The 23828-nt window shown below is 75.1% G+C and carries 23 protein-coding genes; 12 read left to right on the top strand and 11 right to left on the bottom strand.

All coding sequences use genetic code 11. The annotated features are described in order from the left end of the window. Positions 1-98: 98 nt before the first annotated feature. Positions 99-785, top strand: coding sequence for a copper homeostasis protein CutC (locus ACGFXC_RS28925; protein WP_393717613.1), 687 nt, complete (start codon positions 99-101; stop codon positions 783-785). 424 nt (positions 786-1209) lie between these two features. Here ACGFXC_RS28925 and ACGFXC_RS28920 read toward each other — a convergent pair whose 3' ends face one another. Next, a complete protein-coding gene (locus ACGFXC_RS28920; RefSeq protein ID WP_393717833.1) occupies positions 1210-3183 on the bottom strand; it encodes a HelD family protein in 1974 nt (657 codons plus the stop codon). A 408-nt stretch (positions 3184-3591) separates the two neighbouring features. On the opposite strand from ACGFXC_RS28920, the gene ACGFXC_RS28915 reads away from it, so the two are divergent. Together ACGFXC_RS28915 and ACGFXC_RS28910 are read left to right on the top strand one after the other, a co-directional pair. Then, on the top strand, positions 3592-3777 hold the full coding sequence (locus ACGFXC_RS28915) for a hypothetical protein (protein WP_393717612.1): 186 nt from the start codon (positions 3592-3594) through the stop codon (positions 3775-3777). Positions 3778-3842: 65 nt separating this feature from the next. Beyond that, complete coding sequence (locus ACGFXC_RS28910; RefSeq protein ID WP_393717610.1) at positions 3843-4724, top strand: glycosyltransferase family 87 protein; 882 nt, start codon at positions 3843-3845, stop codon at positions 4722-4724. On the opposite strand, the gene ACGFXC_RS28905 is transcribed toward ACGFXC_RS28910, so the two are convergent. The 3 genes from ACGFXC_RS28905 to ACGFXC_RS28895 form a co-directional block, all read right to left on the bottom strand. After that, a complete protein-coding gene (locus ACGFXC_RS28905) occupies positions 4690-6333 on the bottom strand; it encodes a DNA repair helicase XPB (protein WP_393717608.1) in 1644 nt (547 codons plus the stop codon). The genes ACGFXC_RS28910 and ACGFXC_RS28905 overlap by 35 nt on opposite strands. A gap of 97 nt (positions 6334-6430) precedes the next feature. Beyond that, the gene (locus ACGFXC_RS28900) at positions 6431-7030 is read right to left on the bottom strand and encodes a DUF4291 domain-containing protein (RefSeq protein ID WP_393717606.1); all 600 of its coding nucleotides are present in this window, start codon (positions 7028-7030) and stop codon (positions 6431-6433) included. A gap of 118 nt (positions 7031-7148) precedes the next feature. Continuing rightward, positions 7149-9581, bottom strand: coding sequence for a helicase C-terminal domain-containing protein (locus ACGFXC_RS28895; protein ID WP_393717604.1), 2433 nt, complete (start codon positions 9579-9581; stop codon positions 7149-7151). Between the two features lie 133 nt (positions 9582-9714). Here ACGFXC_RS28895 and ACGFXC_RS28890 point away from each other — a divergent pair, with 133 nt between their 5' ends. Both ACGFXC_RS28890 and ACGFXC_RS28885 read left to right on the top strand, forming a co-directional pair. After that, positions 9715-10689 carry a hypothetical protein gene (locus ACGFXC_RS28890; protein ID WP_393717602.1) on the top strand — a complete coding sequence of 325 codons (975 nt, stop codon included), beginning with the start codon at positions 9715-9717 and terminating at the stop codon, positions 10687-10689. Between the two features lie 229 nt (positions 10690-10918). Next, positions 10919-11569: an HAD family hydrolase gene (locus tag ACGFXC_RS28885; protein WP_393717600.1), complete on the top strand. Its 651-nt coding sequence runs from the start codon at positions 10919-10921 to the stop codon at positions 11567-11569. A 12-nt stretch (positions 11570-11581) separates the two neighbouring features. Here the strand turns inward: ACGFXC_RS28885 and ACGFXC_RS28880 are convergent, their stop codons facing one another. Further along, a complete protein-coding gene (locus ACGFXC_RS28880; protein ID WP_393717598.1) occupies positions 11582-11836 on the bottom strand; it encodes a hypothetical protein in 255 nt (84 codons plus the stop codon). 178 nt (positions 11837-12014) lie between these two features. On the opposite strand from ACGFXC_RS28880, the gene ACGFXC_RS28875 reads away from it, so the two are divergent. Next, positions 12015-12398 carry a cold-shock protein gene (locus ACGFXC_RS28875; protein ID WP_030239227.1) on the top strand — a complete coding sequence of 128 codons (384 nt, stop codon included), beginning with the start codon at positions 12015-12017 and terminating at the stop codon, positions 12396-12398. Positions 12399-12480: 82 nt separating this feature from the next. Here ACGFXC_RS28875 and ACGFXC_RS28870 read toward each other — a convergent pair whose 3' ends face one another. The 4 genes from ACGFXC_RS28870 to ACGFXC_RS28855 form a co-directional block, all read right to left on the bottom strand. Continuing rightward, the gene (locus tag ACGFXC_RS28870) at positions 12481-13332 is read right to left on the bottom strand and encodes a 1,4-dihydroxy-6-naphthoate synthase (RefSeq protein WP_393717596.1); all 852 of its coding nucleotides are present in this window, start codon (positions 13330-13332) and stop codon (positions 12481-12483) included. Continuing rightward, positions 13319-14041, bottom strand: a complete 723-nt coding sequence (locus ACGFXC_RS28865) for a futalosine hydrolase (protein WP_393717594.1) — start codon at positions 14039-14041, stop codon at positions 13319-13321. The genes ACGFXC_RS28870 and ACGFXC_RS28865 overlap by 14 nt, the downstream gene beginning before the upstream one ends. A 12-nt stretch (positions 14042-14053) precedes the next feature. Further along, complete coding sequence (locus tag ACGFXC_RS28860) at positions 14054-14542, bottom strand: DUF2771 domain-containing protein (protein WP_393717592.1); 489 nt, start codon at positions 14540-14542, stop codon at positions 14054-14056. Positions 14543-14682: 140 nt separating this feature from the next. After that, positions 14683-16065, bottom strand: a complete 1383-nt coding sequence (locus ACGFXC_RS28855; protein ID WP_393717590.1) for an MFS transporter — start codon at positions 16063-16065, stop codon at positions 14683-14685. 315 nt (positions 16066-16380) lie between these two features. Here ACGFXC_RS28855 and ACGFXC_RS28850 point away from each other — a divergent pair, with 315 nt between their 5' ends. The 3 genes from ACGFXC_RS28850 to ACGFXC_RS28840 all read left to right on the top strand — a co-directional run bounded on the left by ACGFXC_RS28850 (position 16381) and on the right by ACGFXC_RS28840 (position 19216). Continuing rightward, positions 16381-17298: a DUF3027 domain-containing protein gene (locus ACGFXC_RS28850; RefSeq protein ID WP_393717588.1), complete on the top strand. Its 918-nt coding sequence runs from the start codon at positions 16381-16383 to the stop codon at positions 17296-17298. Positions 17299-17357: 59 nt separating this feature from the next. Beyond that, positions 17358-17564, top strand: coding sequence for a hypothetical protein (locus ACGFXC_RS28845; protein ID WP_393717831.1), 207 nt, complete (start codon positions 17358-17360; stop codon positions 17562-17564). Between the two features lie 149 nt (positions 17565-17713). Continuing rightward, positions 17714-19216: a flotillin family protein gene (locus tag ACGFXC_RS28840; RefSeq protein WP_393717586.1), complete on the top strand. Its 1503-nt coding sequence runs from the start codon at positions 17714-17716 to the stop codon at positions 19214-19216. Between the two features lie 15 nt (positions 19217-19231). Here the strand turns inward: ACGFXC_RS28840 and ACGFXC_RS28835 are convergent, their stop codons facing one another. Next, positions 19232-20278 carry a WD40 repeat domain-containing protein gene (locus ACGFXC_RS28835; protein ID WP_393717584.1) on the bottom strand — a complete coding sequence of 349 codons (1047 nt, stop codon included), beginning with the start codon at positions 20276-20278 and terminating at the stop codon, positions 19232-19234. A gap of 76 nt (positions 20279-20354) precedes the next feature. On the opposite strand from ACGFXC_RS28835, the gene ACGFXC_RS28830 reads away from it, so the two are divergent. The 3 genes from ACGFXC_RS28830 (at position 20355) to ACGFXC_RS28820 (ending at position 23262) form a co-directional block, all read left to right on the top strand. Then, positions 20355-21065 carry a GDSL-type esterase/lipase family protein gene (locus ACGFXC_RS28830; protein WP_393717582.1) on the top strand — a complete coding sequence of 237 codons (711 nt, stop codon included), beginning with the start codon at positions 20355-20357 and terminating at the stop codon, positions 21063-21065. Positions 21066-21124: 59 nt separating this feature from the next. Continuing rightward, positions 21125-22114, top strand: a complete 990-nt coding sequence (locus ACGFXC_RS28825) for an aldo/keto reductase (RefSeq protein ID WP_393717580.1) — start codon at positions 21125-21127, stop codon at positions 22112-22114. Between the two features lie 179 nt (positions 22115-22293). Further along, positions 22294-23262, top strand: coding sequence for an MmcQ/YjbR family DNA-binding protein (locus tag ACGFXC_RS28820; protein WP_393717578.1), 969 nt, complete (start codon positions 22294-22296; stop codon positions 23260-23262). Positions 23263-23299: 37 nt separating this feature from the next. Here the strand turns inward: ACGFXC_RS28820 and ACGFXC_RS28815 are convergent, their stop codons facing one another. Beyond that, entirely contained in the window at positions 23300-23824 is a 525-nt protein-coding gene (locus ACGFXC_RS28815) for a YbaK/EbsC family protein (protein WP_393717576.1), read from the bottom strand. Between the last annotated feature and the right edge of the window lie 4 nt (positions 23825-23828).

Genomic DNA, 23828 nt, shown 5'->3' with positions numbered 1-23828 from the left:
GATGTCGCTGGTGAAGGGCGGGTGCGGGCCCGTACCCTGAATATTGGACTAGACCTATTTTCCATACCCGAACAACCGGAACATAAGGACGGCATCGAATGAGCAATCGTGCGCTCCTGGAGGTGATCGCCCTCGACGTGCAGGACGCGGTCGCCGCACAGGCCGGTGGGGCGGACCGACTCGAACTGGTCACCGACATGGCCGCCGACGGGCTCAGCCCCTCGCGCGAGACCTTCGCGGCGATCAGGGCCGCGGTCGACATCCCGCTGCGCGTGATGCTCCGCAGGACGGACGGGTTCGCCGCCGGTGACGTCTCCGGACTGGCCGCGACGGCGCGGGAACTGCGGGCCGAGGGGGCGACCGAGTTCGTCCTCGGGTTCCTGAACCCGGACGGCAGCCCCGACCTGGCGGCCGTCGAGGCGCTCGTCGCGGAGCTCGAAGGCTGCCGGTGGACCTTCCACCGGGCCGTCGACCGGGCCGCGGACCGGGACCAGCTGCGCAAGGCCCTGGCGGACCTGCCGGGGCTGGACACCTACCTGACGGCGGGGTCGGCGGCCGGAGTCGCCGACGGGCTGCCCGTGCTGCTGGCGGAGGCCGCGCGGTCGGGCGAGCCGGGGTACGGGGCACGGATCCTGGTCGGCGGCGGGCTGACCCTCGCGCACCTGCCGCAGCTGCGCGCGGCGGGCGTCGACGCCTTCCACATCGGCGGCGCGGCGCGGCCCGACGGCTGGGGCCGGCCGGTCTCGGCGGCGGCGGTGGCGCGGTGGCGCGAGGCGCTGGCCTAGGCAGTCTCCGGCGGTCCGCCCGGCGCGCAGACCGTGCCCGGCCCGGTCCCGTATCCGGCCCGGTCCCGTGTCCGGCCCGGTCCCGTGTCCGGCCCGGTCCCGTGTCCGGCCCGGTCCCGTGTCCGGTCCCGTGTCCGGGCGCGTGCCCGGCCCGAAGGCCCGGGAGTCCGGCCTCGTGCCCGGCTCGGGGCCGTGTCCGGCCCCGGCTTGTGTCCGGCCCTGGCCCCGTGCTCGGGCGCGTGCCTGGCCCCGGCCCGGCCCGAAGGCCCGGGAGTCCGGCCCCGCGTCCGGTCCGGGCGTGTGGCCGGCCCCGTGTCCGGTCCGGGCGTGTGTCCGGTCTGGGCCTGTGGCAGGCCCGTGCCCGGCCCGGGCCTGTGGCCGGCCCCGGGCCCGGGGCCGGGCGCGGGGCTGTGACTGCCGCCGGTCAGGCCAGGGCGGGTGGGAGGGGGGCCGTGTGCAGGGCCGTCAGGCCCGAGACGGCGCGGGTGAGGCAGACGTAGAGGCGGCGCAGGCCGGTGCGTTCGTCCGGTTCGCCGGAGACGATCGCGGCGGGCTCGTCCAGCACCACGTAGTCGTACTCCAGGCCCTTCGCCAGCGAGGCCGGCACCAGCGTCAGCCGCGCGTGCGCCGTCGTCTCCTCGCCGGGCGCCAGGTACGGCAGTCCCGCCGCCAGCAGGGCCTCGGCGAGGCCGGGGATCCGGGCGTCCGCCGCGATCAGGCCGATCGAGCCCTCGTGCGCGAGGGAGTCCCGGCAGGCGGCGACGACGTCGGCCGTCAGGTCCCCCGACTCCTTCACCACCAGGGACCCCGGCGTTTCACGGACCGAGGAGACCGGGGCCAGCCCCGGGGAGATGGCCGGCAGCAGCCGGGACGCGTACGCGATCACCTCGCGCGGTACGCGGAAGCCCGCGGTCAGCTCCTCCAGCACCGCCTCCGGCTTGCCCAGGTGCGCCAGCGCCTCGTCCCAGCTGCGGGTGGCCCACGGGGTGGTGCCCTGCGCGAGGTCGCCGAGGACCGTCGCCGAGCCGGTCGTGCAGCGCCGGCCCACGGCCCGGTACTGCATCGGGGACAGGTCCTGGGCCTCGTCGACCACGACGTGGCCCAGCGAGGGGGTGCGCTCCACCAGGTCCGCCGCCTCGTCGATCAGGACCAGGTCCGCCGCCGACCACTTCGCCGCCTTCACGCCGCGGAAGGGCTTGGGCCACAGCAGGAGCCGCTGCTCGTCGGCGGTGAGGACGCCGTCCGCGTGCGCGGCCAGGAACTCCGGGTCGGACAGCAGGCGCAGGACCAGCTTCGCCGGCTCCAGCAGCGGCCAGACCGCCTTGACGGCCGCCTTCACCGCGGCGTTGCGCGCCACCGCGTCCTGCACCCGGTCGTCGGGCGCCTCCCCCGCCTGTTCCATGCGGACGAGGACGGTGTGCGCGATGCGCTGCGGGAGGGCGTCGCGGGCCGCCCCGTAGCGGATCTCGCGGTTCTGGAGTTCGGCGACGATCTCGGCGAGCTCGTACGCCGGGACGCGCCAGCGGCGCGAGCCGCGGACCACCACGAGGGGCTCGGACGGCTCGGTGACGTGGGAGCGGACCGCGCGGCGCAGGACCGTGGCCATCCGGGCGTCGCCCTTGATCACCGCGGTCGGCGCGGTGTCGGTGCCGCGCACCTCCAGGCCCTCGCGGGCGACGAGGTCGTCGACGGTGGCCTGCTTCACCTCCAGCTCGCCCAGGGCCGGCAGGACCTGCTCGATGTAGTGGAGGAAGGACCGGTTCGGGCCGATGACCAGCGTGCCGGTGCGGGCGAGCCGCTCGCGGTGCGCGTACAGCAGGTAGGCGACGCGGTGCAGGCCGACGGCCGTCTTCCCGGTGCCGGGGCCGCCCTGGACGCAGACGGATCCGGACAGTCCGGAGCGGACGATCTCGTCCTGCTCGGGCTGGATCGTCGCGACGATGTCGCGCATGGGGCCGACGCGGGGACGCTCGATCTCCTGCTGGAGGAGCTTGCTGACGGCGGCCGATTCGGCGGGATCGCTGAGGTGCTCGTCCTCGTAGGCCGTCAGCTCGCCGGCCGTGTAGCCGAAGCGCCGGCGCAGGGCGATGTCCTGCGGGTCCTTCTTGGAGGCGCGGTAGAAGGGCTGCGAGACGGGCGCGCGCCAGTCGATGACCATGGGGTCGCCGTCGCCGTCGTGGACGTGGCGGCGGCCGATGTAGAACTGCTCGCCGCCGGCGCCCTCGGCCAGCTCCGCGCCCGGGGCGTGCAGGTAGTCGAGGCGGCCGAAGAAGAGCGGGGTGTGGGAGAGGTCGGCGAGGGCCTTGATGCGGTCGTCGATCTGGGCCTGCAGGACGGCCGCGTTGACCCAGTTCGCGGTGACGTCGCGGATGTCGAGGGCCTCCACGTCCTCGCGCATCGCGCGCAGGGCGGAGCGCGAGGCGCTCAGGTGGGCCCGTTCGCGGTCCAGGGGGCCGGTCGCGGCGGCGTCGGGGGTGGTGTCGGGGGCGTGCGCGGGCACGGGACTGCCTCCAGCTGTGCGGCAACGGATGCCCGCCGGTTTCCGTCCGGCGGGAGGCTCTCCCCGATGGGGCGACGGGAGGCGGCAAGAGCGGAGATTGTAGTCAGCGGGGCCGCTCCCCGCGAACGGAATACCGGGCGCGGGTCCCGGGGCGGCAGGGACCTCCGTACGGGTGTCATACCGGGGGGTGTCAGACCTCAGGGGTGCCCGTAGGGGTCCGCATGGGCCGGGAGGAGGAGGCCGGGGGCCGTGCGGTTCCGTCCGCAGGGCGATGTGGATCCGGGCCGCCGAACGCACCATGGATACATGAGCACCGCAACCTTCACCCCGATCCAGGGCGGCCGCCCGAGCGGCGCCACCGCAACCTCCGCAACCCGTCCGCGCTACCGGTTCGGCGATGTGCTGCGCGCCGCCAAGGTCTTCACCGCGACCGCCGTGAGCGTGGTCGTCCTGGGCGAGTACTCCGAGGACGCGGGCGTCATACGCCGCTGACCGGCGCCCCGGCGCGTGGCCTGATCCCGGTGCCGGCCGGGTGCTGATCCACTAGGGTCACGCGCGTGACCCGCAGCCCCGCTCCCCGCCGCTCGCCGTCGCCCCTGGTCGGAGTGCTGGTCACGGGCTCGCTGCTGGTGCTGGGCGTGCTGTGCGTCGTCTGGCGCATCCCGGCCGCCGATGCCCTGCTGCGCGAATTCTCCGGGGCCGAGTGGCAGCCGCCCGCCGCCTACCCGCCGTTCGCCGCGATCCTTCTCACGCCGGCCTCCTGGCTGCCGGCCGCCGTGCTCAAGGCCGTCCTCGTCCTCGGGACCGGCTGCCTGCTCGCCCTGCTGATCCTGCTCTCCTGCCGGCTGGGCCGGCTGCGGGCCCGGCCGGGCGGAGTGCTCGCCCTGACCATCGCCGGGCTCTGGCTGGAGCCGCTGTTCCAGAGCCCGCTGCCCGGCCAGATCAACCTGGCGCTGGCCTGCCTCGCCCTCTGGGACCTGGGCCGGCCGCGCTTCGCGCTCGGCAAGGGCTTCGCGCTGGGCGTCGCCGCCGGGATCACGCTGACCCCGGCCGTCTTCGTCCCGTACCTGCTGGTGACCGGCCGCGTCCGGGCCGGGCTGACCGCGCTGGCCGGATTCGCCGGGACCGCCCTGCTCGGCCTGCTCGTCCTGCCGCAGGCCTCCGCGGACTTCTGGGCCCGCCACCTCCCGGCGACCGGGCCCGCCCTGCTGCTGGACCGGTCGCACCTGTGGGTGTGGTGCGTACCCCTGCTGTCCGTGCTGGCCGGGGCGCTCGCCCGGCGCCCCGGCCGCGATCCCGGTCCCGTCCCCGGCCGCCCGGGAACGGGACCGCGCACCCCGCCGCCCGCCGAGGGAGGGGTTCCCGCGCCCCGGCCGCCCCTGGAGCAGGGGGCCGGCCGTCCGGTCAGTCGCTCGCCAGCAGCTCGTCGGCGTCCATGATCCGGTAGGCGTAGCCCTGCTCGGCGAGGAAGCGCTGCCGGTGCGCGGCGAAGTCCTGGTCGATGGTGTCGCGCGCGACCACCGAGTAGAACCGCGCCTCGTGACCGTCCGCCTTGGGACGCAGCACCCGGCCCAGGCGCTGCGCCTCCTCCTGCCGGGAGCCGAAGGTGCCGGACACCTGGATGGCGACGGTCGCCTCGGGCAGGTCGATGGAGAAGTTCGCCACCTTCGAGACCACCAGCACGCTGATCTCGCCCTCGCGGAAGGCGTTGAAGAGCTTCTCGCGCTGCGCGTTGGAGGTCTCGCCCTTGATGACGGGCGCGTCCAGGTGCTCGCCCAGCTCGTCGAGCTGGTCGATGTACTGGCCGATGACGAGGGTCTGCTCGCCCTGGTGCTTGCGCACCAGCGCCTCGGTGACCTTGCGCTTCGTCGCGGTCGTCGCGCAGAAGCGGTACTTCTCCTCGGTCTCGGCGGTCGCGTACGCGAGGCGCTCCGAGTCGGTGAGGTTGACGCGGACCTCGACGCAGTCGGCGGGCGCGATGTAGCCCTGCGCCTCGATCTCCTTCCACGGGGCGTCGAACCGCTTCGGCCCGATCAGGGAGAAGACGTCCGACTCCCGGCCGTCCTCGCGCACCAGGGTCGCGGTCAGACCGAGCCGGCGGCGGGCCTGGAGGTCGGCGGTGAACTTGAAGACCGGCGCGGGCAGCAGGTGGACCTCGTCGTAGAGGATCAGGCCCCAGTCCCTGGAGTCGAAGAGCTCCAGGTGCGGGTAGACGCCCTTCCGCTTGGTCGTCAGCACCTGGTAGGTGGCGATCGTGACGGGCCGGATCTCCTTGCGGGTGCCGGAGTACTCGCCGATCTCCTCCTCCGTCAGCGTGGTCCGCTTGATCAGCTCGTGCTTCCACTGCCGGGCCGAGACGGTGTTCGTCACCAGGATCAGCGTGGTCGCCTTCGCCATGGCCATCGCCCCGGCGCCGACCAGCGTCTTGCCCGCGCCGCAGGGCAGCACGACCACTCCGGAACCGCCGTGCCAGAAGCCCTCGACGGCCTGCTGCTGGTAGGGGCGCAGCGCCCAGCCGTCCTCGACCAGGTCGATCGCGTGGGCCTCGCCGTCCACGTACCCGGCGAGGTCCTCGGCGGGCCAGCCCAGCTTGAGCAGGGTCTGCTTGATCTGCCCGCGCTCGGAGGGGTGCACGGCGACCGTGTCGGGGTCCAGCCGCGCCCCGACCAGCGGGGTGATCCGCTTGGACCGCAGGATCTCCTCCAGCACCGGCCGGTCGGTGCTGGTCAGCACCAGCCCGTGGACGGGGTGCTTGGACAGGGTGAGCCGCCCGTAGCGGGCCATCGTCTCGGCGACGTCGACGAGCAGCGCGTGCGGGACGGGGTACCGGGAGAACTCCACGAGCGCGTCGACGACCTGCTCGGCGTCGTGCCCGGCTGCCCGCGCGTTCCACAGTCCGAGCGGGGTGATCCGGTAGGTGTGGATGTGCTCGGGCGCCCGCTCCAGCTCGGCGAAGGGCGCGATGGCCCGCCGCGCGGCCCCGGCGAGCTCGTGGTCGACCTCGAGCAGGAGGGTTTTGTCGCTCTGGACGATGAGAGGCCCGTTCACAGACGCCCCTTTCCGGCGTGGGGTGCCCGTCCGGACGCGGAGGGGCAAACCTCCAGTCTGCCGCATCGCCGCGCGGGCCGGGTGGTTCTGCGCCGGGCTAGGCGTCCAGGTGGGGCGGCCGGGGCTGTGGGTAGGGGGTTTCGGGAGGGAGCAGGGCGCGGGCCGCGTCCGTGTCGCCGCTGCGGACCAGGGCGTGGATCTCCCGGGCCAGCGGGGTCACGTCGCGGATCGAGACCGTCCACTCGTCGGCGTAGGCCCGGGAGAGGGGGCCCGACAGGCCCAGCTGGAGCGAGCGGTGGGGGAGCGGGTTCAGCTGGAGGTCCCGCTCGGGGTCCCACTGCACCCGGGCCGCGGCCTGCCGCAGGGACCGCTTCCACTGCGCGCGGTCCGCGTGGACGCGGGGCGCGTAGTGCGAGAGGCAGGCCCCGGCCAGGGCCCGGTCGAAGCCGGCGCGGGTGATCTCGACGGCCAGCACGGTCTCCTGGCCCTCCTTCGACGCCCAGCCGCAGCGGTACATCATCCACAGGAACGACGGTTTGACCCAGGTCATCCGCTCGCGCTTCCAGGCGGGCGGGAAGCGGCCGTCGCGGGCCGCCGGGAGGCCGAGGGCGGGGGAGTAGGCCTGGTAGACGGTGACCGTGGCGGGGCCGTGGACGGCGCGGATCTGGCGTGCGGGGACCGGTTCGGGGGTGGACACCCCGTCAGCCTGCCCCGCGTGCGGGGCAGGTGGCCAGCGGATTTCCGCTCCACGGCGGTTGGGCGGGCGGGCGACTGGGCGACTGGACGGACGGACGTCGGGGCCTGGGCGAGCCGGGTCAGACCTGGTCCTCCGCCAGTTCCGCCACACCCGTGATGCGGTGCAGGGCGTACGTGCGCACCTCGTCCGCCGTGTGGTCGTAGCCGGTGACGAAGCCGCCCTCCACCCGCACCGGGGCGATGACCCGCTGGCTCGCCGCCCCGTCGGCGTTCACGTACCCGATCCACACCGCCGAGCCGGTGAGCGCCGCCGCCTGTACCGTCGCCAGGGTCTCCGCCGCGCTCGTGCGCGGCAGTTCGCCCGGAGCGGGGACCGCGCCCGGGTCCCCGTCCGGGGAGGGCTCCTTGCGGACCGCCGTCGCCGCCAGGTCGCCCGCGCGGATCGCCCGTACCGCCGCGCCCAGCAGCGTGGCGTCCGGCGCCGGCGGCCCGTCCGGGACCGGCACCGGCGCCGAACGCGCCGGGGTGCGGTGCGCGTCGGCCCGCGCCACCAGCACGTCGCCGCTGCGGGACTCCGCCGCCGGGGCGTAGCCCATCGCCCGCAACCCCTCCAGCAGCGCCCCCGGTTCGGCCTGCGCGGCCAGCACGGTCGGCGCGAGGCGGCGCAGCCCCAGACCGGCCGACCGCTTGTCGGCCAGGATCTCGCCGAGCATCGCGTCGTCGTCGCAGCGCACGTACGAGGAGGCCGCCCCGACCCGCAGGTGCCCGTGCCGCCGGGCCACGTCGTCGATCAGGTACGCGAGCGGCTGCGGCACCGGGGTGCGGCTGTGCTCGACGAGGAAGGCGTGCAGGTCGGAGGCGGTGTGCCCGGAGTCCAGGGCGCGGCGTACGGAGCCGGGCGTGAAGCGGTACACCGTCGCCCCGCCCTTCGACTCGACGTCGGCGAGCACGGCCAGGGTGTCGCCGAGCGGCCGGCGCAGCGGTCCCGGCGCCACCGCCGTCAGGTCGGCCTGGAGCAGGACGTGGTCCACCGGTTCCGGCAGCAGCGGCTCCAGCAGCGGCGCCGGATCGGCCCCCGTCAGCAGGGCCCGACCGAAGGCGCTCAGGGCGCCCCGGCCGGTGACGCCCAGCACCTCGGCCTCGTTCAGGGTCCAGTGCGCCAGCCGGGCCCGCAGGTCGCTCGTGCCGCGCACCGGCCGTTCCCACGCGAGCCGGTCCAGCAGCGCGTCCGGGTCCGGGGAGGCGCCCTCGGGCAGGTCGGCCAGCAGGGTCAGGACCCGGCGGCGCACCTCGGGCGCGGCGGATCTGTCCAGGTCGGGGCCGAGCGTGGACAGGGTGCGGCCCTTGGCGTCCTGTTCGCCGACCAGCCCGGACGTCCGGGTCGCCGCGAGCCAGGCCGCCGCCAGCGCCGACCAGCGCTCGGCGGGCGCCCGTTCGCACCAGTCGTCGAAGGCGGGGGTGGGCGCGTACCGTTCGTCGGCCTCGCCGTCGCTGGCCAGCAGCCCGGCCGCGTAGGCCAGTTCCACCCAGAACGCCGTCGCCGCCTCGGTGGCGTCCAGCGTGGACGCCGCCCGCTTGAGGTCGCGCACGGACAGCCCGCCGGCCCGCAGCACCGCCGGCCCGGTGTGCTCCCAGGACTTCACGAGCTCCTCGACGGTGCCCAGCGCGGCCAGCGCCTGCCCGGCGGCGTTGGCGTCCACAAGCTGTGGACGGTGCTCGCGGTGCGCGCCGACCTCCGGGGCCAGCGGCGCCGTCCGCCGGTGCGCGAGCCCGCCGCGCAGGTGCAGCGCCACCTCGCGGGGCAGGACCACCGTCCGGGCCGTCGCGGGCAGCAGCAGCCCCCGGTCGCGCAGCCAGCGCACCGGCGGTGTCGGATTCGGCGTCACCTCCCCGTACGGCGGCCCCCACACGAGCCGCCCCAGCACCTGGTGCGCCTCCGCCGGAGCCTCGTCCAGCAGGGCCGACATCCGCTCCGGGTCGGTGAAGAGCCCGGTCAGCGCCGTCACCGCCGACACCGGGTCGTGGGTGGCGGGCAGCCCGGCCGCCGCGACGATCTCCTGGATCCGGGTCGGCGACATTCCGGCGGTGGCCTCCGCGACGGTGGGGCCCAGCCCGGTCGGCGAGGCCCGCTGCGCGGACGGGGCCAGCAGTTCGCGGGCGGTGCGCACCAGGCGCAGCCGCTCCTCGTCCCCCCACACCAGGGCCTGGTCGCGCAGGGTGCCGAGCGCGCGGGGCAGGGCGTCGCGCGCGGCCTCGTCCTCGCCGCCGGTCAGCAGCGACTCCAGCACCCGGTACGGGCACGGCTCGGGGGCCACCGCCAGGGCCTCGGCCGTCTGGAGCGCGAACCGGTCCAGCCGGTCCAGGGCGCGCACCACCGAGGCGCGGGTGCCGGCCCGGGTGGCGAGCTGGGTGACGTCGCCGGGCACCGGGTTCAGCAGGTCCGGCCGGGCGTGGAGCAGGGCGGCGAGCGCCACGTCGTCGCGGGCGCGCAGCGCCTCGGCGAGGGAGCGCGGGGCGTTCGCCGCAGCGGTGCCGGTGCTTGCCTCGGGCACGGTGGTCGCCTCCTGGTCACGTCGGCCGGTCGTCGGCCGGTCCCCATCCGGTCCACGGTATCCGCTGTGCCGACGGCTGCTCCACGGACGCACGCGCTACCTTCCTGTCAGGCGGGACGTGAGGAGCCGGGGCGTGGGGATCGAGAGCGACCATCTGGTCTACGAATATCTGAGCCGGGTCGGGGACTTGGCGCAGCGGCGGCATCTGCCGTCGGGGGACCGGATGCGGCTGGTGTCGGGGCTGCGGGACGAGATCGACCGTCGGCGCGCCAAGTACGACCCGGACACCCCGGCGGCCGTCCGGCGCATCCTGGAGCGGATCGGTACGCCGGAGGAGGTCCTGGACACCCTGGGCGCGCCGGCCCCCCGCCCGACGGCGGCCCCGGTCCCGTCGCCGCCGGTCCCGGCCGTTCCCGTGCAGCGGGGCGGGGGGCTGCGGCGCAAGCGGCCGGCGGCCCCGCCCGAGGAGCCGCGCAACGTGCCGCCGCACCTCGCCGGGCTCGACGAACTCGGCCCAGGGGACGGCGTCGACCCCGACTGGTGGAGCCTCGCGCCGGGCGGCGGCCGGGGGGCGGGTCCGCAGGTCGAGGGCTTCGCGGGCGGCATCGAGATCCCGGACCTCTTCAAGGAGCCGGAGCCGAAGGAGGAGCCCGCCCCGGAGCCGGAGGAGAAGTCGCCCCGGGGGACCGCCCGCAGGCTGGCCCGCTTCGTGCGCGAGCGGCGCGCGGCCGCCGCGCCGCAGGAGGCCGCCGCGGCGGCCGTGGTGCCCCGGCGCCGGCCGCACCCCTTCCTGCTGCTGGCGGCGGCCCTGATCGCGGTGGGGGCGCTCACCGGGTACTGGCTGCTGCTCGCGGCCGGCTGGCTGCTGGCCTACGCCTCCCGGGTGCTCGGCCCGAGGGAGCGCAAGTGGGCCCTGCTGGGGCTGCCCGCGGCGGTGTTCACGGCGGCGGTGCTGTGGCTGTGGGGCCGGGCCGGGGGCAACTGGGGCGAGGCCCTGCCCCGCGACCGACTCGGCGCCGCCTTCCGCGACCTGTGGCCCGCCCTGTCCCGTACGGCGGGCCTCGCGACGGCCGCGTACGTGGCCTGGCGCTCCCGCCGCCGCTCCTGACGCGCGCGCGGACGCCGCGCGGGCGGTGCGCGGGCGGTGCGCGGGCGGTGCGCGGACGCCGCGCGGGCGGTGCGGGGGCGCCGGGACGTGGCGGCGTCGTGGCGGAAGGGAGGATTCCTTGAGAGGGGCCCCAGTGCCGGGCTGATATTTCATCGGATGTCACGATCCGGCAATCCGGATTTAAGTGTACTTTCCCTCGACTTTGCCGGGTCTCTGCAAAATGGGAACCATGACTTCCACCCCCCGAGAGACCACGGTTCCCGCTCCGCTGACGGTCGGGTTCGACCTCGACATGACCCTCATCGACTCCCGGCCCGGCATCCGGGCCAACTACCTGGCGCTCTCCGCCGCCACCGGCCGGTTCATCGACGCCGACGAGGCCGTCACCCGCCTCGGGCCCCCGCTGGAGGACGAGCTGGCCTACTGGTTCGAGCCCGAGGAGATCCCGGAAATGCGCGACCGCTACCGGGAGATGTACGCCACGTACGCGATCGAGCCGACCCCGGCGATGCCCGGCGCCCGCGAGGCGATCAAGGCCGTCCAGGCCCTCGGCGGCCGCGCGATCGTCGTCACCGCCAAGAACACCCCCAACGCCCTGCACCACCTGGAGCACCTCGGCATCGAGGCCGACGCCGTCATCGGCTGGCTGTGGGCGGAGGCCAAGGCCGGGGCGCTGCGCGAGCACGGGGCCCAGATCTACGTCGGCGACCACGTGGGCGACGTCCGCGGCGCCCGCACGGCGGGAGCGCTCTCAGTGGCCGTTCCCACCGGACCCTGCCCGGAGGCCGAATTGCGCGCCGCGGGCGCGGACGTGGTCCTTCCGGACCTCACCGCGCTGCCCGAGTGGCTCGCCGGGTACGTCCGCACCCGCGAGGTCTGAGCACCGAGCGCGTCAGGCGGCCTGGGACTCCCGGGCCGCCTTGCGCTGCGCGCCGGCCGAGCGGACCACGCCCGCCGCGGCGAGGGCGAAACCGACGCCCATGAGCATGCACACGGCCCACGCGTACGACGGGAACGGGTCGGTGCCGAGGAACAGCGGGGCCATCGTCACGAGGGTCGCCAGGGCGCCGGCGATGAACACGATGCCGCCCGCCCGGACGAGCCCGTCGCCGGGCCGCGCGTCGTCGGGATGAGGAGTAACAGTCACCCCACCAGGGTAGTTCCCTGGCCGAAGCCGTGAAGCCGGAAGGACCGGGGAACGTCTTGTCACCCGTTTCTGGACCACTAGCCTGGAGGAGGCGGGTCGAAGGACCCGCCGCACTGCTACCCGGAGCCGTTTCAACCCGGCCCACCGGACCCGACGAGCACAAGGACAGAGGACGGACGTGCCTACCGGCAAGGTCAAGTGGTTCAACAGCGAGAAGGGCTTCGGCTTTCTCTCCCGCGACGACGGCGGAGATGTCTTCGTCCACTCGTCGGTGCTTCCCGACGGGGTCGACGCCCTCAAGCCCGGACAGCGCGTCGAATTCGGCGTCGTCGCTGGACAGCGCGGTGACCAGGCACTTTCGGTGACGGTACTGGATCCGGCGCCCTCGGTCGCGGCCGCCCAGCGGCGCAAGCCCGACGAGCTCGCCTCGATCGTGCAGGACCTCACGACCCTGCTGGAGAACATCACGCCGATGCTGGAGCGGGGCCGCTACCCCGACAAGGTGCACGGCACGAAGATCGCCGGACTGCTGCGCGCGGTCGCCGACCAGCTCGACGTCTGAGCCCCGTCCGCACCGCCGGTGCCCCGCCGCTCCCCGGAGCCGCGGGGCACCGGCGCGCGGGGCCGCGTACGACCGGGCGCGGCTACGGGAAGTCGAGCGCCGCGGGCCCGATGGCCGGAACGAGTCCCTCGGCGGCGGCCCTGGTCAGCAGCCCGCGGACCGCCGCGTAGCCGGCGTCCCCCAGGTCGGCGGTGAACTCGTTGACGTACAGCCCGATGTGCTGGTCGGCGACCGCCGGGTCCAGCTCCTGCGCGTGCGCCCGTACGTACGGCCGCGACGCCTCCGGGTCCTCCCAGGCCATCCGCACCGACGCCCGGGCCGAAGCGGCCAGCGCGCGCAGCGCGTCCGCGCCCAGCGACCGCTTGGCGATGATCGCGCCGAGCGGGATCGGCAGGCCGGTGGTGGACTCCCAGTGCTCTCCCATGTCGGCCAGCCGGTGCAGCCCGTAGTCCCGGTAGGTGAACCGGGCCTCGTGGATGACCAGTCCGGCGTCCACCCGCCCGTCGCGCACCGCCGGCATGATCTCGTGGAACGGCAGCACCACCACTTCGCCGACCCCGCCCGGCAGCACGTCCGCCGCCCACAGCCGGAACAGCAGGTACGCCGTCGAGCGCTCGCTCGGCACCGCGACGGTCCGGCCCGTCAGGTCCAGCCCCGGCTCGCGCGTCAGCACCAGCGGTCCGCAGCCGCGCCCCAGGGCGCCGCCGCAGGGCAGCAGCGCGTACTCCTCCAGCACCCACGGCAGGACCGCGTAGGACACCTTCAGCACGTCCAGTTCGCCGCGTTCGGCCATGCCGTTGGTGATGTCGATGTCGGCGAAGGTGACGTCCAGGGCGGGCGCGTCCGGCACCCGGCCGTGCGCCCAGGCGTCGAAGACGAAGGTGTCGTTCGGGCAGGGCGAATAGGCGATCCGGAGCGGCTCAGCGGTGTTCATGACGTTCTCCCCAGGTGACGAGTACGGGCCCCAGCGCGCGGAACGCCGTGGTGAGCGCGCCCAGCGCGTCGCCGATCCGCCAGGCGTCCCGGTCACGGGGCCCGACGGCGTTCGAGACGGCGCGCACCTCCAGGACGGGCAGTCCGTGCGCGGCGGCGGCCTCCGCCACCCCGAAGCCCTCCATCGCCTCGGCCCCGGCCAGCGGGTGCCGCCGCGCGAGCTCGGCGGCGCGGGCGGCGGTGCCGGTGACGGTGGACACGGTCAGGACGGGGGCGAGCAGCGCCCCGGTGGCCTCGGCGGCGTGCGCGGCGAGTCCGGCGGGCGGCAGGTGCGCGCTCCGGCCGAAGCCCAGCGCGTCCACGGAGACGAACCCGTCGGGGGTGGCGGCGCCCAGGTCGGCTGCGACGATCGCGTCCGCGACCACGAGCGAACCGAGCGGGGCGGCGGGCACGAACCCGCCGCCGATGCCGGCGGAGACGACGAGGGAGTAGTCGGCCAGCGCGAGCGCGGTGGCCGTGGCGGCGGCGGCCGACGCCGGACCGACACCGCCGACGAGCACGTCGACGGCGAGACCGGGCAGGTCCCGGCGGCTGATGAGGTAGCCGCCGGGCAGGGCGCGCGGCTCGGGGGTGACCGGATCATGAGGGGTCAGACCGGCGGCCACGGAGTCCGCCTCCGCGGCCACCGCGGTCACGACGAGCGCGCGCACGGGTTGCCCGGCCTACTTCAGCTTGAGCTTGAAGGACCAGACGGCGAGCGGCTTGCCGTCCTCGCCGACCTGGACGAAGCCGAGCATCTTCGAGGCGGGGGCCTCGCCCTGGCCGCCGGTCGCGAAGACGTCGGCGCCCTGGAAGCTGCGGTAGGTGTTCGACGAGGGCTCGGTGATCGGCTGTCCGTCGAGGACCGCCTGCCACTTCTTGCCGTCCTCGACGACGTCGGGCTCGACGCCCAGGCGCAGCGTGTCGCCGCGGGCGTAGTCGACGGTCTTGGCGTCCTTGAGGCCGGTGAGGCACTCCTGGACGCGGTCCATCGTGAGGTCCTTGCCGTCGGCGCGGCAGTCGGACTCGGCGGAGACGGACGTGCTGCCGACGGTCACCGTCGCGAGCGGCGTCGGCTTGTCGCAGGCGGACAGGAGGAGGAGGCCGGCGGAGACGGCTCCGAGGGCCGCGACGCTGCGGCGGGCCCTACCCGGGAAAAGCGGTGCGGTCATGAGCCGAAGGCTATCGGGCCACCGGCCCGCGCCGCCGCACGGGGGGTCCCCGGCCACGCCGTTGCCCTGGCCGGGCGCCCCGGGACCACCCGTGCGGCGCCCTGCCGTCCCGGGCAGGTCCGGGGCGGGGGCGGGCGGGGTCAGGCCACTCGGGGGCGGGTGGAGCCCGGGTGGTGGGGGCGGGGGGTGGCCAGGAGGCCGCGCAGGGCCATCACCGTGCCCAGCGCCACCACGACCGCGGCGACCACCATCCCCAGCACCCCGTTCAACGGCAGCGCGATCCCGATCCCGCCCCCGATCACCCACGCCATCTGGAGCAGCGTCTCCGACCGGGCGAACGCCGACGTCCGCACCGCCTCCGGCACGTCCCGCTGGATCATCGCGTCCAGCGACAGCTTGGCCAGCGCCTGGCAGAACCCGGCCGTCCCGGCCAGCACCGCCATGAACAGCCCGCTGAACAGAAGCGCCGCCAGCACCGCCACGCCGAGCGTCACCGACAGCACCGCCGCGATGATCGCCTCCGGCGCCCGTGCCCGCAGCCACGCGCCCACCGCCGTGCCGCCCGCGTTGCCCACCCCCGCCGACACGCCGACGATCCCCAGCGACACCGCGGCGCTCTGCCCGGCCAGCGGGTGCTCGCGCAGCAGGAACGCCAGGAAGAAGATCAGGAACCCGGACAGGGCGCGCATCGACGCGTTCGCCAGCAGCCCGCACAGCACCGGCCGGCTCACGGTCCGCAGCCCCGGACGCTTCGAGCGGGCCTCGTGGGTGGAGAGCCGGGCCCGCCGCTCGCCCTTCGCCTCGTCCACCTTGTGCGGCAGCTGGAACGCCGCGAAGGTGCCCCAGACGAAGATCGCGCAGGCGCCGTACAGCGGCCACGGCGGCCCGATCGTGTGCAGCGCGGCCCCCACCGGCGCGGCGGCGCCCGTCGCCAGCAGGCCCGCCAGGGTGACCCTGGAGTTCGCCTTGACGAGTGAGAAGTCCGGCGGGAGCAGCCGCGGCACCACGGCACTGCGCACCACGCCGTACGCCTTCGACGCGACCAGCACGCCCAGCGCGGCCGGGTACAGCTCCAGCCCGCCGGTGGCGACCGCGCCCGACATCATCACCGCCAGCAGCGCCCGCGTCAGCATGGCGCCCGCCATCGCCGCCCGGCGTCCGTGCGGCAGCCGGTCCAGCAGCGGACCGATCACCGGGGCCAGCAGGGTGAAGGGCGCCATCGTGATCGCGAGGTACAGGGCCACCCGGCCGCGCGCCTCGTCCGTGGGAACGGAGAAGAACACCGTCGAGGCCAGCGCCACCGTGATCATCACATCGCCGGCGCCGTTGATGGCGTGCAGTTCGATGAGCCGGCCCAGGCCCGATTCCCCGGCCCCGTGGGCGTGCGTGACCCGGCGGATCCCGCGCGCCGTACCGGTGAAGGGCATGTGCAGGGCGCGCCCGACAGCCCGGCCGGCCCGCCTGGCCGGTCCCGAGCCGTCGGCGGACGACCGTACGGGTGCCACGTGGCCATAGTGCCCCACTCGGCCCTCGGGGACCCGCCCCGGCGCGTCGCGGACGAAGGCGTTGTCCGCGAATCGGACCTCGCATGTGGGCCGAAGGCTTCGGAGGAGGTAGCGTGCGTAGCGCGCCACCGGCGGTTGCTCTTGGCCGCGCGCCTCTTCGCGATCCCGCAGAATGGATCGCAGTGGGGTGCGCCCGAGGCCGATCGGGCGCGGACGTCGACGCGGCCCTCTGGTCCGCTCCGCCCGCGCTACGTACGGACGAGACCGACGGGTCGTTGTGGACGACAGTACGGACGGCGCACTCGTGAGACGGCGTAGGAGAGAACGAGACCTGTGAGTGCTGCGACGACGCGAAGCCGTACCCCGCGTACCCCCGACCGCCTGTGCGTCGAGGCGGTAGAGCTCGCCCGTGCGGCGGCCGAGGAGGCCGCCTTCCCCGGAGTGGTGGGCGAGCACGTCTCCGTCCTCGCGGAGGGCGACCGGGTCGTCACGCACTTCTTCGAGTGCAAGGAACCGGGCTACCGGGGCTGGCGCTGGGCCGTGACCGTGACGCGCGCCTCCCGCGCGAAGAACGTCACCCTCAACGAAACGGTGCTGCTGCCGGGGCAGGACGCGCTGCTGGCGCCCGAATGGGTGCCGTGGAGCGAGCGGCTGCGGCCGGGTGACATGGGCCCCGGCGACCTGCTGCCGACCGAGGCCGACGACCTGCGGCTGGAGCAGGGCTACTCCGGCGAGGACGCGCCGCCGCCGAACGCGGTCGTCTCCACCGAGATGGCCGAGCTGGTCGAGGCCGAGGACGCGGACGTCACCGACCGGGTCGTCGTCCCCGCCCGGGGCTCCATCGCGGCCGTCGCCGAGGAACTCGGCATGCGGCGGGCGCGGGTCCTCTCGCGGTACGGGCTGCACAGCGCGGCCGACCGCTGGGACGAGTCCTTCGGCGCGAAGACCCCGATGGCGCAGGCGGCGCCGGCGTCCTGCGTCTCCTGCGGGTTCCTCGTCGCGATCGGCGGCTCGCTGGGGCAGGCCTTCGGCGTCTGCGCGAACGAGTTCGGACCGGCGGACGGGCGGCTGGTGTCCCTGTCGTACGGGTGCGGGGGCCATTCGGAGGCCGCCGTCATGCCGAAGCCGCTGCGGCCGGCGCCGCCGGTGCTCGACTCCATGGCGACGGACGACTTCCCGCTGCGGCCCGCCGCCGACACCGGCTCGGTCCCCTCCGCCGACCTGCCGACCGCGGACCTGGGCCACTCGTAGCCGCTCGCCCTCCGGGGCTGCCCGTCCGGGTGCGCCGGCCGTAGGGTCGGGGGGTGGACATGGTGGGGATGAGCGGGCGGGTCACCGGGGCCGTGGGGCCCGGGACCGTCGGGGAGGTCATCGTACGGATCCGGGGCGGGGCCGAGGCCTTCCTCGCGCATCCGGCCCCGGGCGAGGGCCCGCTGACGGTCGGTACCGTCGTGACGGTGGTCGAGTACCTGCCGCCCCGCACGGTGTACGTGATGGCCGCCTACCCCGCCCCCTGACCCCGGCACGGCTCCCGCGCGGCGCTCTCCCGCCGGGTCGCGTACCAAGATGGCGACAAGAACGATCGCGCCACTTCTCCCGCGCCCCCCACGGGCGCACACTCGCCCTCGTCGGTGTCGAACGGCACCGCGATAAGGGGGCGTTGCCGATGACCATCGGCGTCGTGGCGGGAGTCGTTCTCGCCGCCATCACGGCCTTGATCGGCCTGTTCAAACTCATGTGGCGGGTGGCCGAACCGAACGAGGCACTCGTCATCTCCGGCTCCGCGCACAAGACCGAGGGCATCGGCGAGGGCATGGGGTTCCGGATCGTCACCGGCCGCGGCACGCTGGTGCTGCCGGGGGTGCAGGCGGTCCGCAAGCTCTCCCTGGACCTCAACGAGACCCAGCTGAACGTGGACTGCGTCACCCACCAGGGCATCCCGCTGCGCGTGAAGGGCGTCGTCATCTTCAAGATCGGCGACGACTTCGTCTCGATCGCCAATGCCGCGCGCCGCTTCCTGGACCAGCAGAAGATGATGCCCGAACGGGTGCACATCGTCTTCGCGGGCCATCTGCGGTCCATCGTCGGCGGTCTGACGGTCGAGGACATGATCCGCGACCGGGAGAAGCTCACCGGGCAGACCCGGATGGCGTGCGGGACCGAGATGGAGAAGCTGGGCCTGATCGTGGACTCGCTGCAGATCCACGAGATCGAGGATCCGACGGGCTACATCAAGAACCTGGCGATGCCGCACGCGGCCGCCGTGCAGCGGGACGCGCGCATCGCGCAGGCCGAGGCGAACCGGCTGGCGACGGAGGCCGAGCAGACGGCCTTCGCCCGGATGGCGGAGGCCACCCGCGACAGCGAGATCCTCCAGGCCGGCTACCAGGCCGAACGGGACAAGGCCGCGGCCACCGCCCGCCAGGCGGGCCCGCTGTCGGAGGCGGCGGCCAAACAGGAGGTCGTCGTCCAGGAGACCCGGGTCGCGGAGCTGGAGGCGCACCGGCGCGAGCAGCAGCTCCAGGCCGACGTGCGCAAGCCCGCGGACGCGGCCGCCTACCAGACGCGGACCCTCGCCGAGGCGGAGCGCGACGCCCGCATCTCGGCGGCGCAGGCGAAGGCGAAGGAGACCGAGCTGGCGGCGGCCGCCGAGGCGACCCGGGTGCGGACGGCCGCGGCCGCCGAGGCCCAGGCCACCGAAGCGCGCGGGCTCGCCGCGGCGACGGCGACCCGGGCGGGCGGTGAGGCGGAGGCGGCGGCGACCCAGGCCAAGGGTCTCGCGGCGGCCGAGTCGGCGCGGGCGAACGGCCTCGCGGCGGCGGAGTCGGCGAAGGCCAGGGGGCTGGCGGAGGCCGAGGCGATCAAGGCGCGGGCCGCGGCGCTGGCGGAGAACCAGGAGGCGGTGGTCGCGCAGCAGCTCGCCGAGAACTGGCCGGCGATCGTCGAGGCGGGCGCGGGCGCCTTCGGCAGCGTCGAGCACATGGTGCTGCTGAACGGGGCCGAGGGGATGTCGGAGATGTTCGCGAAGGCCCTGACGATGGGCGGTACGGGCCTGGGGGTGGCCCGCCAGCTGCTGGCCTCGATGGCGGCCCCGCAGCCCCCCGTCGCCGTCCCCGCGCCCGGCGAGGGCCCGCCCACGGCCCGCATCCCGGTCGACGGACGGCCCTGACGGACCCGGCGGCGGTCAGCCGCGCGGGCGGCGGCGCAGGAGCCGTCTGCCCCCGAGGACCAGGGCCGTGCCGACGGCCAGCACCAGGGCGCCCTTGCCGTAACCGCCGCCCGGCCCGTCGGCGGGGCCGTCCGCCGCGCTTCCCGCCCCGCCCCCGGTGGCGGGGCGGGAGGCCGCGCCGGACGGGGCCGGGGAGCCCGCCGCGTCCGGCGCCACCGGGACGGCCACCACCTTGCTGTTGGCCCCCTCCGCCCCGAACATCAGCGTCCGGCCGTCCGGCGTGTACGTCACCGACTCCGCCTGCCCCTGCCAGGGCGCGTCCACCCGGTCCCCCCCGCCCTGCGGGCGCCCGTCCCTCCACGGGTAGGTGCGGGCCCAGAAGTAGCCGCGCAGCGCGAGCCGGCCGCCGTCCGGGGAGAACGCCCCGTCCGTCACCCACGGCACGTCGGCGATCCGCCGGAACACGTTGTTCCCGTCCGCCGAGAGCCGTTCCGGGCCCTCGTACAGGCCGCCCCGCTGCTCGTTCTTGCTCGCGATGTACACCCGGCCGGTGACCGGATGGACCATCAGGGCCTCCGCGTTGCGCGGCCCGTCCGCGTACGTCACGGTGAACTGCTCGGCCCTGACGGTGGCGTCGTGCAGCTCCTTCGGCTCGGGGAAGCGGTAGATCCACACGTGGTCCCAGGTGCCGTCCCGGTTGTCCCCGATGTCGCCGACGTACAACTGCCCGTCCGGTCCCAGCGAGATCGCCTCGACGTCGCGCGGCGTGCCGATCCCCGTCAGGGTCACCCGGGCCACGGTCCGGCCCGTCGCCGAGTCCACCGCGTACACGTACGGGCCGTCGTCGCTGTCGTTGTGGGTCCAGTAGACGCCCGGGTGGATCCGGCTCGCCGCCAGCCCGCTGGACTCCTTGATCCGGGGGTCGGCGATCGTGAACCCGGCCGCGCCGGGGCGTTCGTCCGCCGCCGCGGGGCCCGCCGGCAGGACGGCGAGCGCGAGGGCGGCGGTGACGGCGGCGACGGCGGGAACGCGGAGGGCGGTCCGTACGGGCAACAGGCGCATCCCCCCAGCCTGCCAGCCCGCCGCGCGTGTCCGGCATCACAGGAGTACCTGTCGCGCGATCCGCGATGATGACCGGATGCGTTTCATGTTCGTCGGCGACTCCATGACCATCGGACGCGCCGGCGACTACACCTGGCGCTACCGGATGTGGCAGCACCTGGGCGCCACCCTGGAGAGCCCCTTCGAGATCGTCGGCCCGCGCAGCGAGCTCTACGACGACGCCGCCGCGCCCGCCGTGCCCGCGTCCGCCGCCGCGCAGGCCTACGCCGACCCCGGCTTCCCCGCCGGTGCCCGCCGCCACCTCGCCGGCTGGGGCGAGGGCTGGCAGCACATGGCGCCGCTCATCGGCCCCGCCGCCCGCGAGGGCCGCGCCGACGTGCTGCTCGTCTCCCTCGGTCTGATCGACCTCGGCTTCTACACCAAGGCGGAGCAGACCGCCGGCAACGTCCGCCGCTTCGTCGACGCCGCCCGCCGGGCCCGCCCGGGCATCCGCATGGTGTTCCTGCCCGTCATCGCGAACGTCCGGGCCCAGGACGACCCGCCGTTCGCGGTGGAGGTCGCCCGGTTCAACGAACTGCTCGCCAAGGCCGTCGCCGACCTCACCACCGACGCCTCGCCGATCCTGCTGGCCGCCCGCCCCGACGGGTACGACATCACCCGCGACACCTACGACGGCACCCACCCCAACGCCTCCGGCGAACACCGCCTGGCCGGCGAGTTCGCGGCCGTCCTGCACCAGGCGTGGGGCATCGGCGGCCCCTACCGGCCCGCGCCCGACGACGCGTAACACGCCCGTCACGACGGGGTCTTGCTTCGAGCGCACTCCAAGCAGTTGGCTAGGGACCCATGAAGTACACGCAGCTCGGACGCACCGGCCTCAAGGTCAGCCGCCTCGTTCTCGGCACCATGAACTTCGGCCCCCAGACGGGCGAATCCGAAAGCCACGCCCTCATGGACGCGGCCCTTGACGCCGGGATCAACTACTTCGACACCGCCAACGTCTACGGCTGGGGTGAGAACAAGGGCCGCACCGAGGAGATCATCGGCACCTGGTTCGCCCAGGGCGGCGGCCGCCGCGAGAAGACGGTCCTGGCCACCAAGGTCTACGGCTCGATGGCCGCCGAGGGCGCGCCCTGGCCCAACTTCGACCGGCTCTCGGCGCTGAACATCCGCCGCGCCGTCGACGCCAGCCTCAAGCGGCTCCAGACCGACCACATCGACATCTACCAGTTCCACCACGTCGACCGGCAGACCCCCTTCGAGGAGATCTGGCAGGCCGTCGAGGTCCTCGTCCAGCAGGGCAAGATCCTCTACGCCGGTTCCTCCAACTTCCCCGGCTGGAAGATCGCCCAGGCCAACGAGACCGCCGCGCGCGCCGGCCGGCTCGGCCTGGTCAGCGAGCAGTGCCTGTACAACCTCGCGGAGCGGCGCGCCGAGATGGAGGTCATCCCGGCCGCCGAGGCGTACGGGCTCGGCGTCGTCCCCTGGTCCCCGCTGCACGGCGGGCTGCTGGGCGGCGCGATCCGCAAGTCGGCCGGGACCGGGCGCACGGCCAGCGGCCGCTCGGCCGACGCCCTGGCCAACAGTTCGGTCCGGGCGCAGGTGGAGGCGTACGAGAACCTGCTCGACAAGCACGGCCTGGAGCCCGGCGACGTCGCGCTGGCGTGGCTGCTGACCCGCCCCGGGGTCACCGGCCCGATCGTCGGCCCGCGCACCCCGGAGCAGCTCGCGTCCGCGCTGCGGGCGGTGGAGCTGGAGCTCTCCGAGGAGCTCCTCGCCGCCCTCGACGAGATCTTCCCCGGCCCGGGCGCCTCCCCGGAGGCCTTCGCCTGGTAGCGGCGCCGGGCCCGCGCGGCCGCGCGGCCGCTACTGCCCGACGGCGGCCGCCACGGCGACGACGACGAACATCAGCACGAGCACACCGGCCATGACACGGTTTCTGGTCTTCGGATCCACCCGTCGAGACTAACGCGGCAGCCCCTGGCCCTTCCGCCAGGGGCTGCGAGACTTCGGTCATGGTGGTGACCGTGGAAGACGTACGGCGGCTCGCGCTCGCGCTGCCGCGCACCGAGGAGCACCTCGTCCGCGACCGGGTGAAGTTCCGGATCGGGCGGATCGTCTACCTCGCGCTCTCCCGGGACGAGAGCGAGCTCGGCCTCGCCTTCCCGAAGGAGGAGCGGGCCGCGCTCGTCGCCTCCGAGCCGGACACCTTCTCGCTGCCGGGCCCCGGCGACATGCGCTACCACTGGGTCCACGCCCGGATGGCCGCCCTCGGACCGGGGGAGCTGGCCGGACTGGTCACCGACGCCTGGCGGATGTGCGTACCGGCGAAGGTGGCCCGCGCCCACCTCGACGCCGGGCTGCCGCCCGCACCCGGCCCCGACCGGCTGCGGGAGGCCGCCGGGGTGTTCGCGGCGTTCCCCGGCGTGGACCGCGGCTGGCTCGCGCTCCTCGCCGCCACCGCCCCCGGGCCCGACCTCTCCCGCCCCGCGCACCGCGACGCCCTGCACCGCTGGCTCAACGCCTGGGGCTGCCGCATCCGCTACCCGCGCGACGGCGAGCCCGACCCGCTGGGGAGCGGGCTCGGCGCCTGGTGGGAGCGCCACGAGCTGCCCGCGGCCCCGCTCGCGGCGCTGACCGAGCGGGAGTGCGCCCTGCTGGCGGCCGCGTACGGGGACCTGGCCGCGCTCCCGCTCGGCCGCCGCACCCTCGGGCCGACCGCCGCCGCCAAGGCCCTGTTCGCCCTGCGGCCGCGCACCGTGATGCCCTGGGACGCGGCCATCGCCACCCGCCTGCACGGCGGCCGGGACGCCGCCGCCTTCGAGCGCCACCTGCGCACCGGGCGGGCCTGGGCGCGGGCCGCGCTCGACGGGAGCGGCCTGGACGAGGAGGCGCTGACGGCGTGGCTGGGCCGGCCCGGGCTGCCGCTGGCGAAGGTGCTCGACGAGTACGTGTACGTCACCCTCAGCCACCGGAGCGGCTGAGGGCGCCCGGGCCGCAGACCGCCCCGACCGGCCCGGCTCAGCCGGCCGCGGGGACGAGGGCGGGCAGCTCGGCGATCGGGGCCGGCCGCGGCCGGACCAGCGCGAGGTAGCTCGACGTGCGCAGGGCCACCGACACGTCGAGCCGGCCCGCGTTGAACCAGATCTCCTCCTGCCCCAGCAGCTCCGGATCGACCACCACCTCCACCGACGGGTCGAAGCTCACCGGCATGATCGAACCGCTGGCGCAGCCCGTCAGCTCCTCGGCGACCGCCCGCACGGCGAAGGAGGCGTTGGTGCCCCCGTAGGCCGCCCGCACCGCATCCAGGTCGACGCGGCGGTGGCCGGGCACCACGGCGATGACGTAGCGGCGCCGCTTGCGCCCCAGGGCGACCCGGATGACCAGGCACTTGGCGGCCTCTTCGAGGCGGTGGCCGCGCAGCAGGCTGGCGAGTTCGGTCTGTCCTTCGGGGGCGTGGCGCAGGAGCCGGTAGTCGGCGCCGCCCTCCCCCAGCAGGTCGAGGAGGCGGGTGTAGCTGTCCGCGATCGCGGTCGCAGAGGTCACAGCG

The sequence above is a fragment of the Streptomyces sp. NPDC048507 genome (assembly GCF_043199995.1).
GTDB lineage: Bacteria > Actinomycetota > Actinomycetes > Streptomycetales > Streptomycetaceae > Streptomyces.
This window is presented reverse-complemented; position numbering and strand designations above follow the sequence as displayed.

What these genes read in the sequence shown, in the direction of transcription:
- ACGFXC_RS28925 (WP_393717613.1), top strand. Translation starts at nt 99, where the DNA reads ATGAGCAATCGTGCGCTCCTGGAGGTGATCGCCCTCGACGTGCAGGAC.
- ACGFXC_RS28920 (WP_393717833.1), bottom strand. Translation starts at nt 3,183, where the DNA reads ATGCGCGAGGACGTGGAGGCCCTCGACATCCGCGACGTCACCGCGAAC.
- ACGFXC_RS28915 (WP_393717612.1), top strand. Translation starts at nt 3,592, where the DNA reads ATGAGCACCGCAACCTTCACCCCGATCCAGGGCGGCCGCCCGAGCGGC.
- ACGFXC_RS28885 (WP_393717600.1), top strand. Translation starts at nt 10,919, where the DNA reads ATGACTTCCACCCCCCGAGAGACCACGGTTCCCGCTCCGCTGACGGTC.
- ACGFXC_RS28870 (WP_393717596.1), bottom strand. Translation starts at nt 13,332, where the DNA reads ATGAACACCGCTGAGCCGCTCCGGATCGCCTATTCGCCCTGCCCGAAC.
- ACGFXC_RS28860 (WP_393717592.1), bottom strand. Translation starts at nt 14,542, where the DNA reads ATGACCGCACCGCTTTTCCCGGGTAGGGCCCGCCGCAGCGTCGCGGCC.
- ACGFXC_RS28845 (WP_393717831.1), top strand. Translation starts at nt 17,358, where the DNA reads ATGGTGGGGATGAGCGGGCGGGTCACCGGGGCCGTGGGGCCCGGGACC.
- ACGFXC_RS28840 (WP_393717586.1), top strand. Translation starts at nt 17,714, where the DNA reads ATGACCATCGGCGTCGTGGCGGGAGTCGTTCTCGCCGCCATCACGGCC.
- ACGFXC_RS28835 (WP_393717584.1), bottom strand. Translation starts at nt 20,278, where the DNA reads ATGCGCCTGTTGCCCGTACGGACCGCCCTCCGCGTTCCCGCCGTCGCC.
- ACGFXC_RS28830 (WP_393717582.1), top strand. Translation starts at nt 20,355, where the DNA reads ATGCGTTTCATGTTCGTCGGCGACTCCATGACCATCGGACGCGCCGGC.
- ACGFXC_RS28825 (WP_393717580.1), top strand. Translation starts at nt 21,125, where the DNA reads ATGAAGTACACGCAGCTCGGACGCACCGGCCTCAAGGTCAGCCGCCTC.
- ACGFXC_RS28820 (WP_393717578.1), top strand. Translation starts at nt 22,294, where the DNA reads ATGGTGGTGACCGTGGAAGACGTACGGCGGCTCGCGCTCGCGCTGCCG.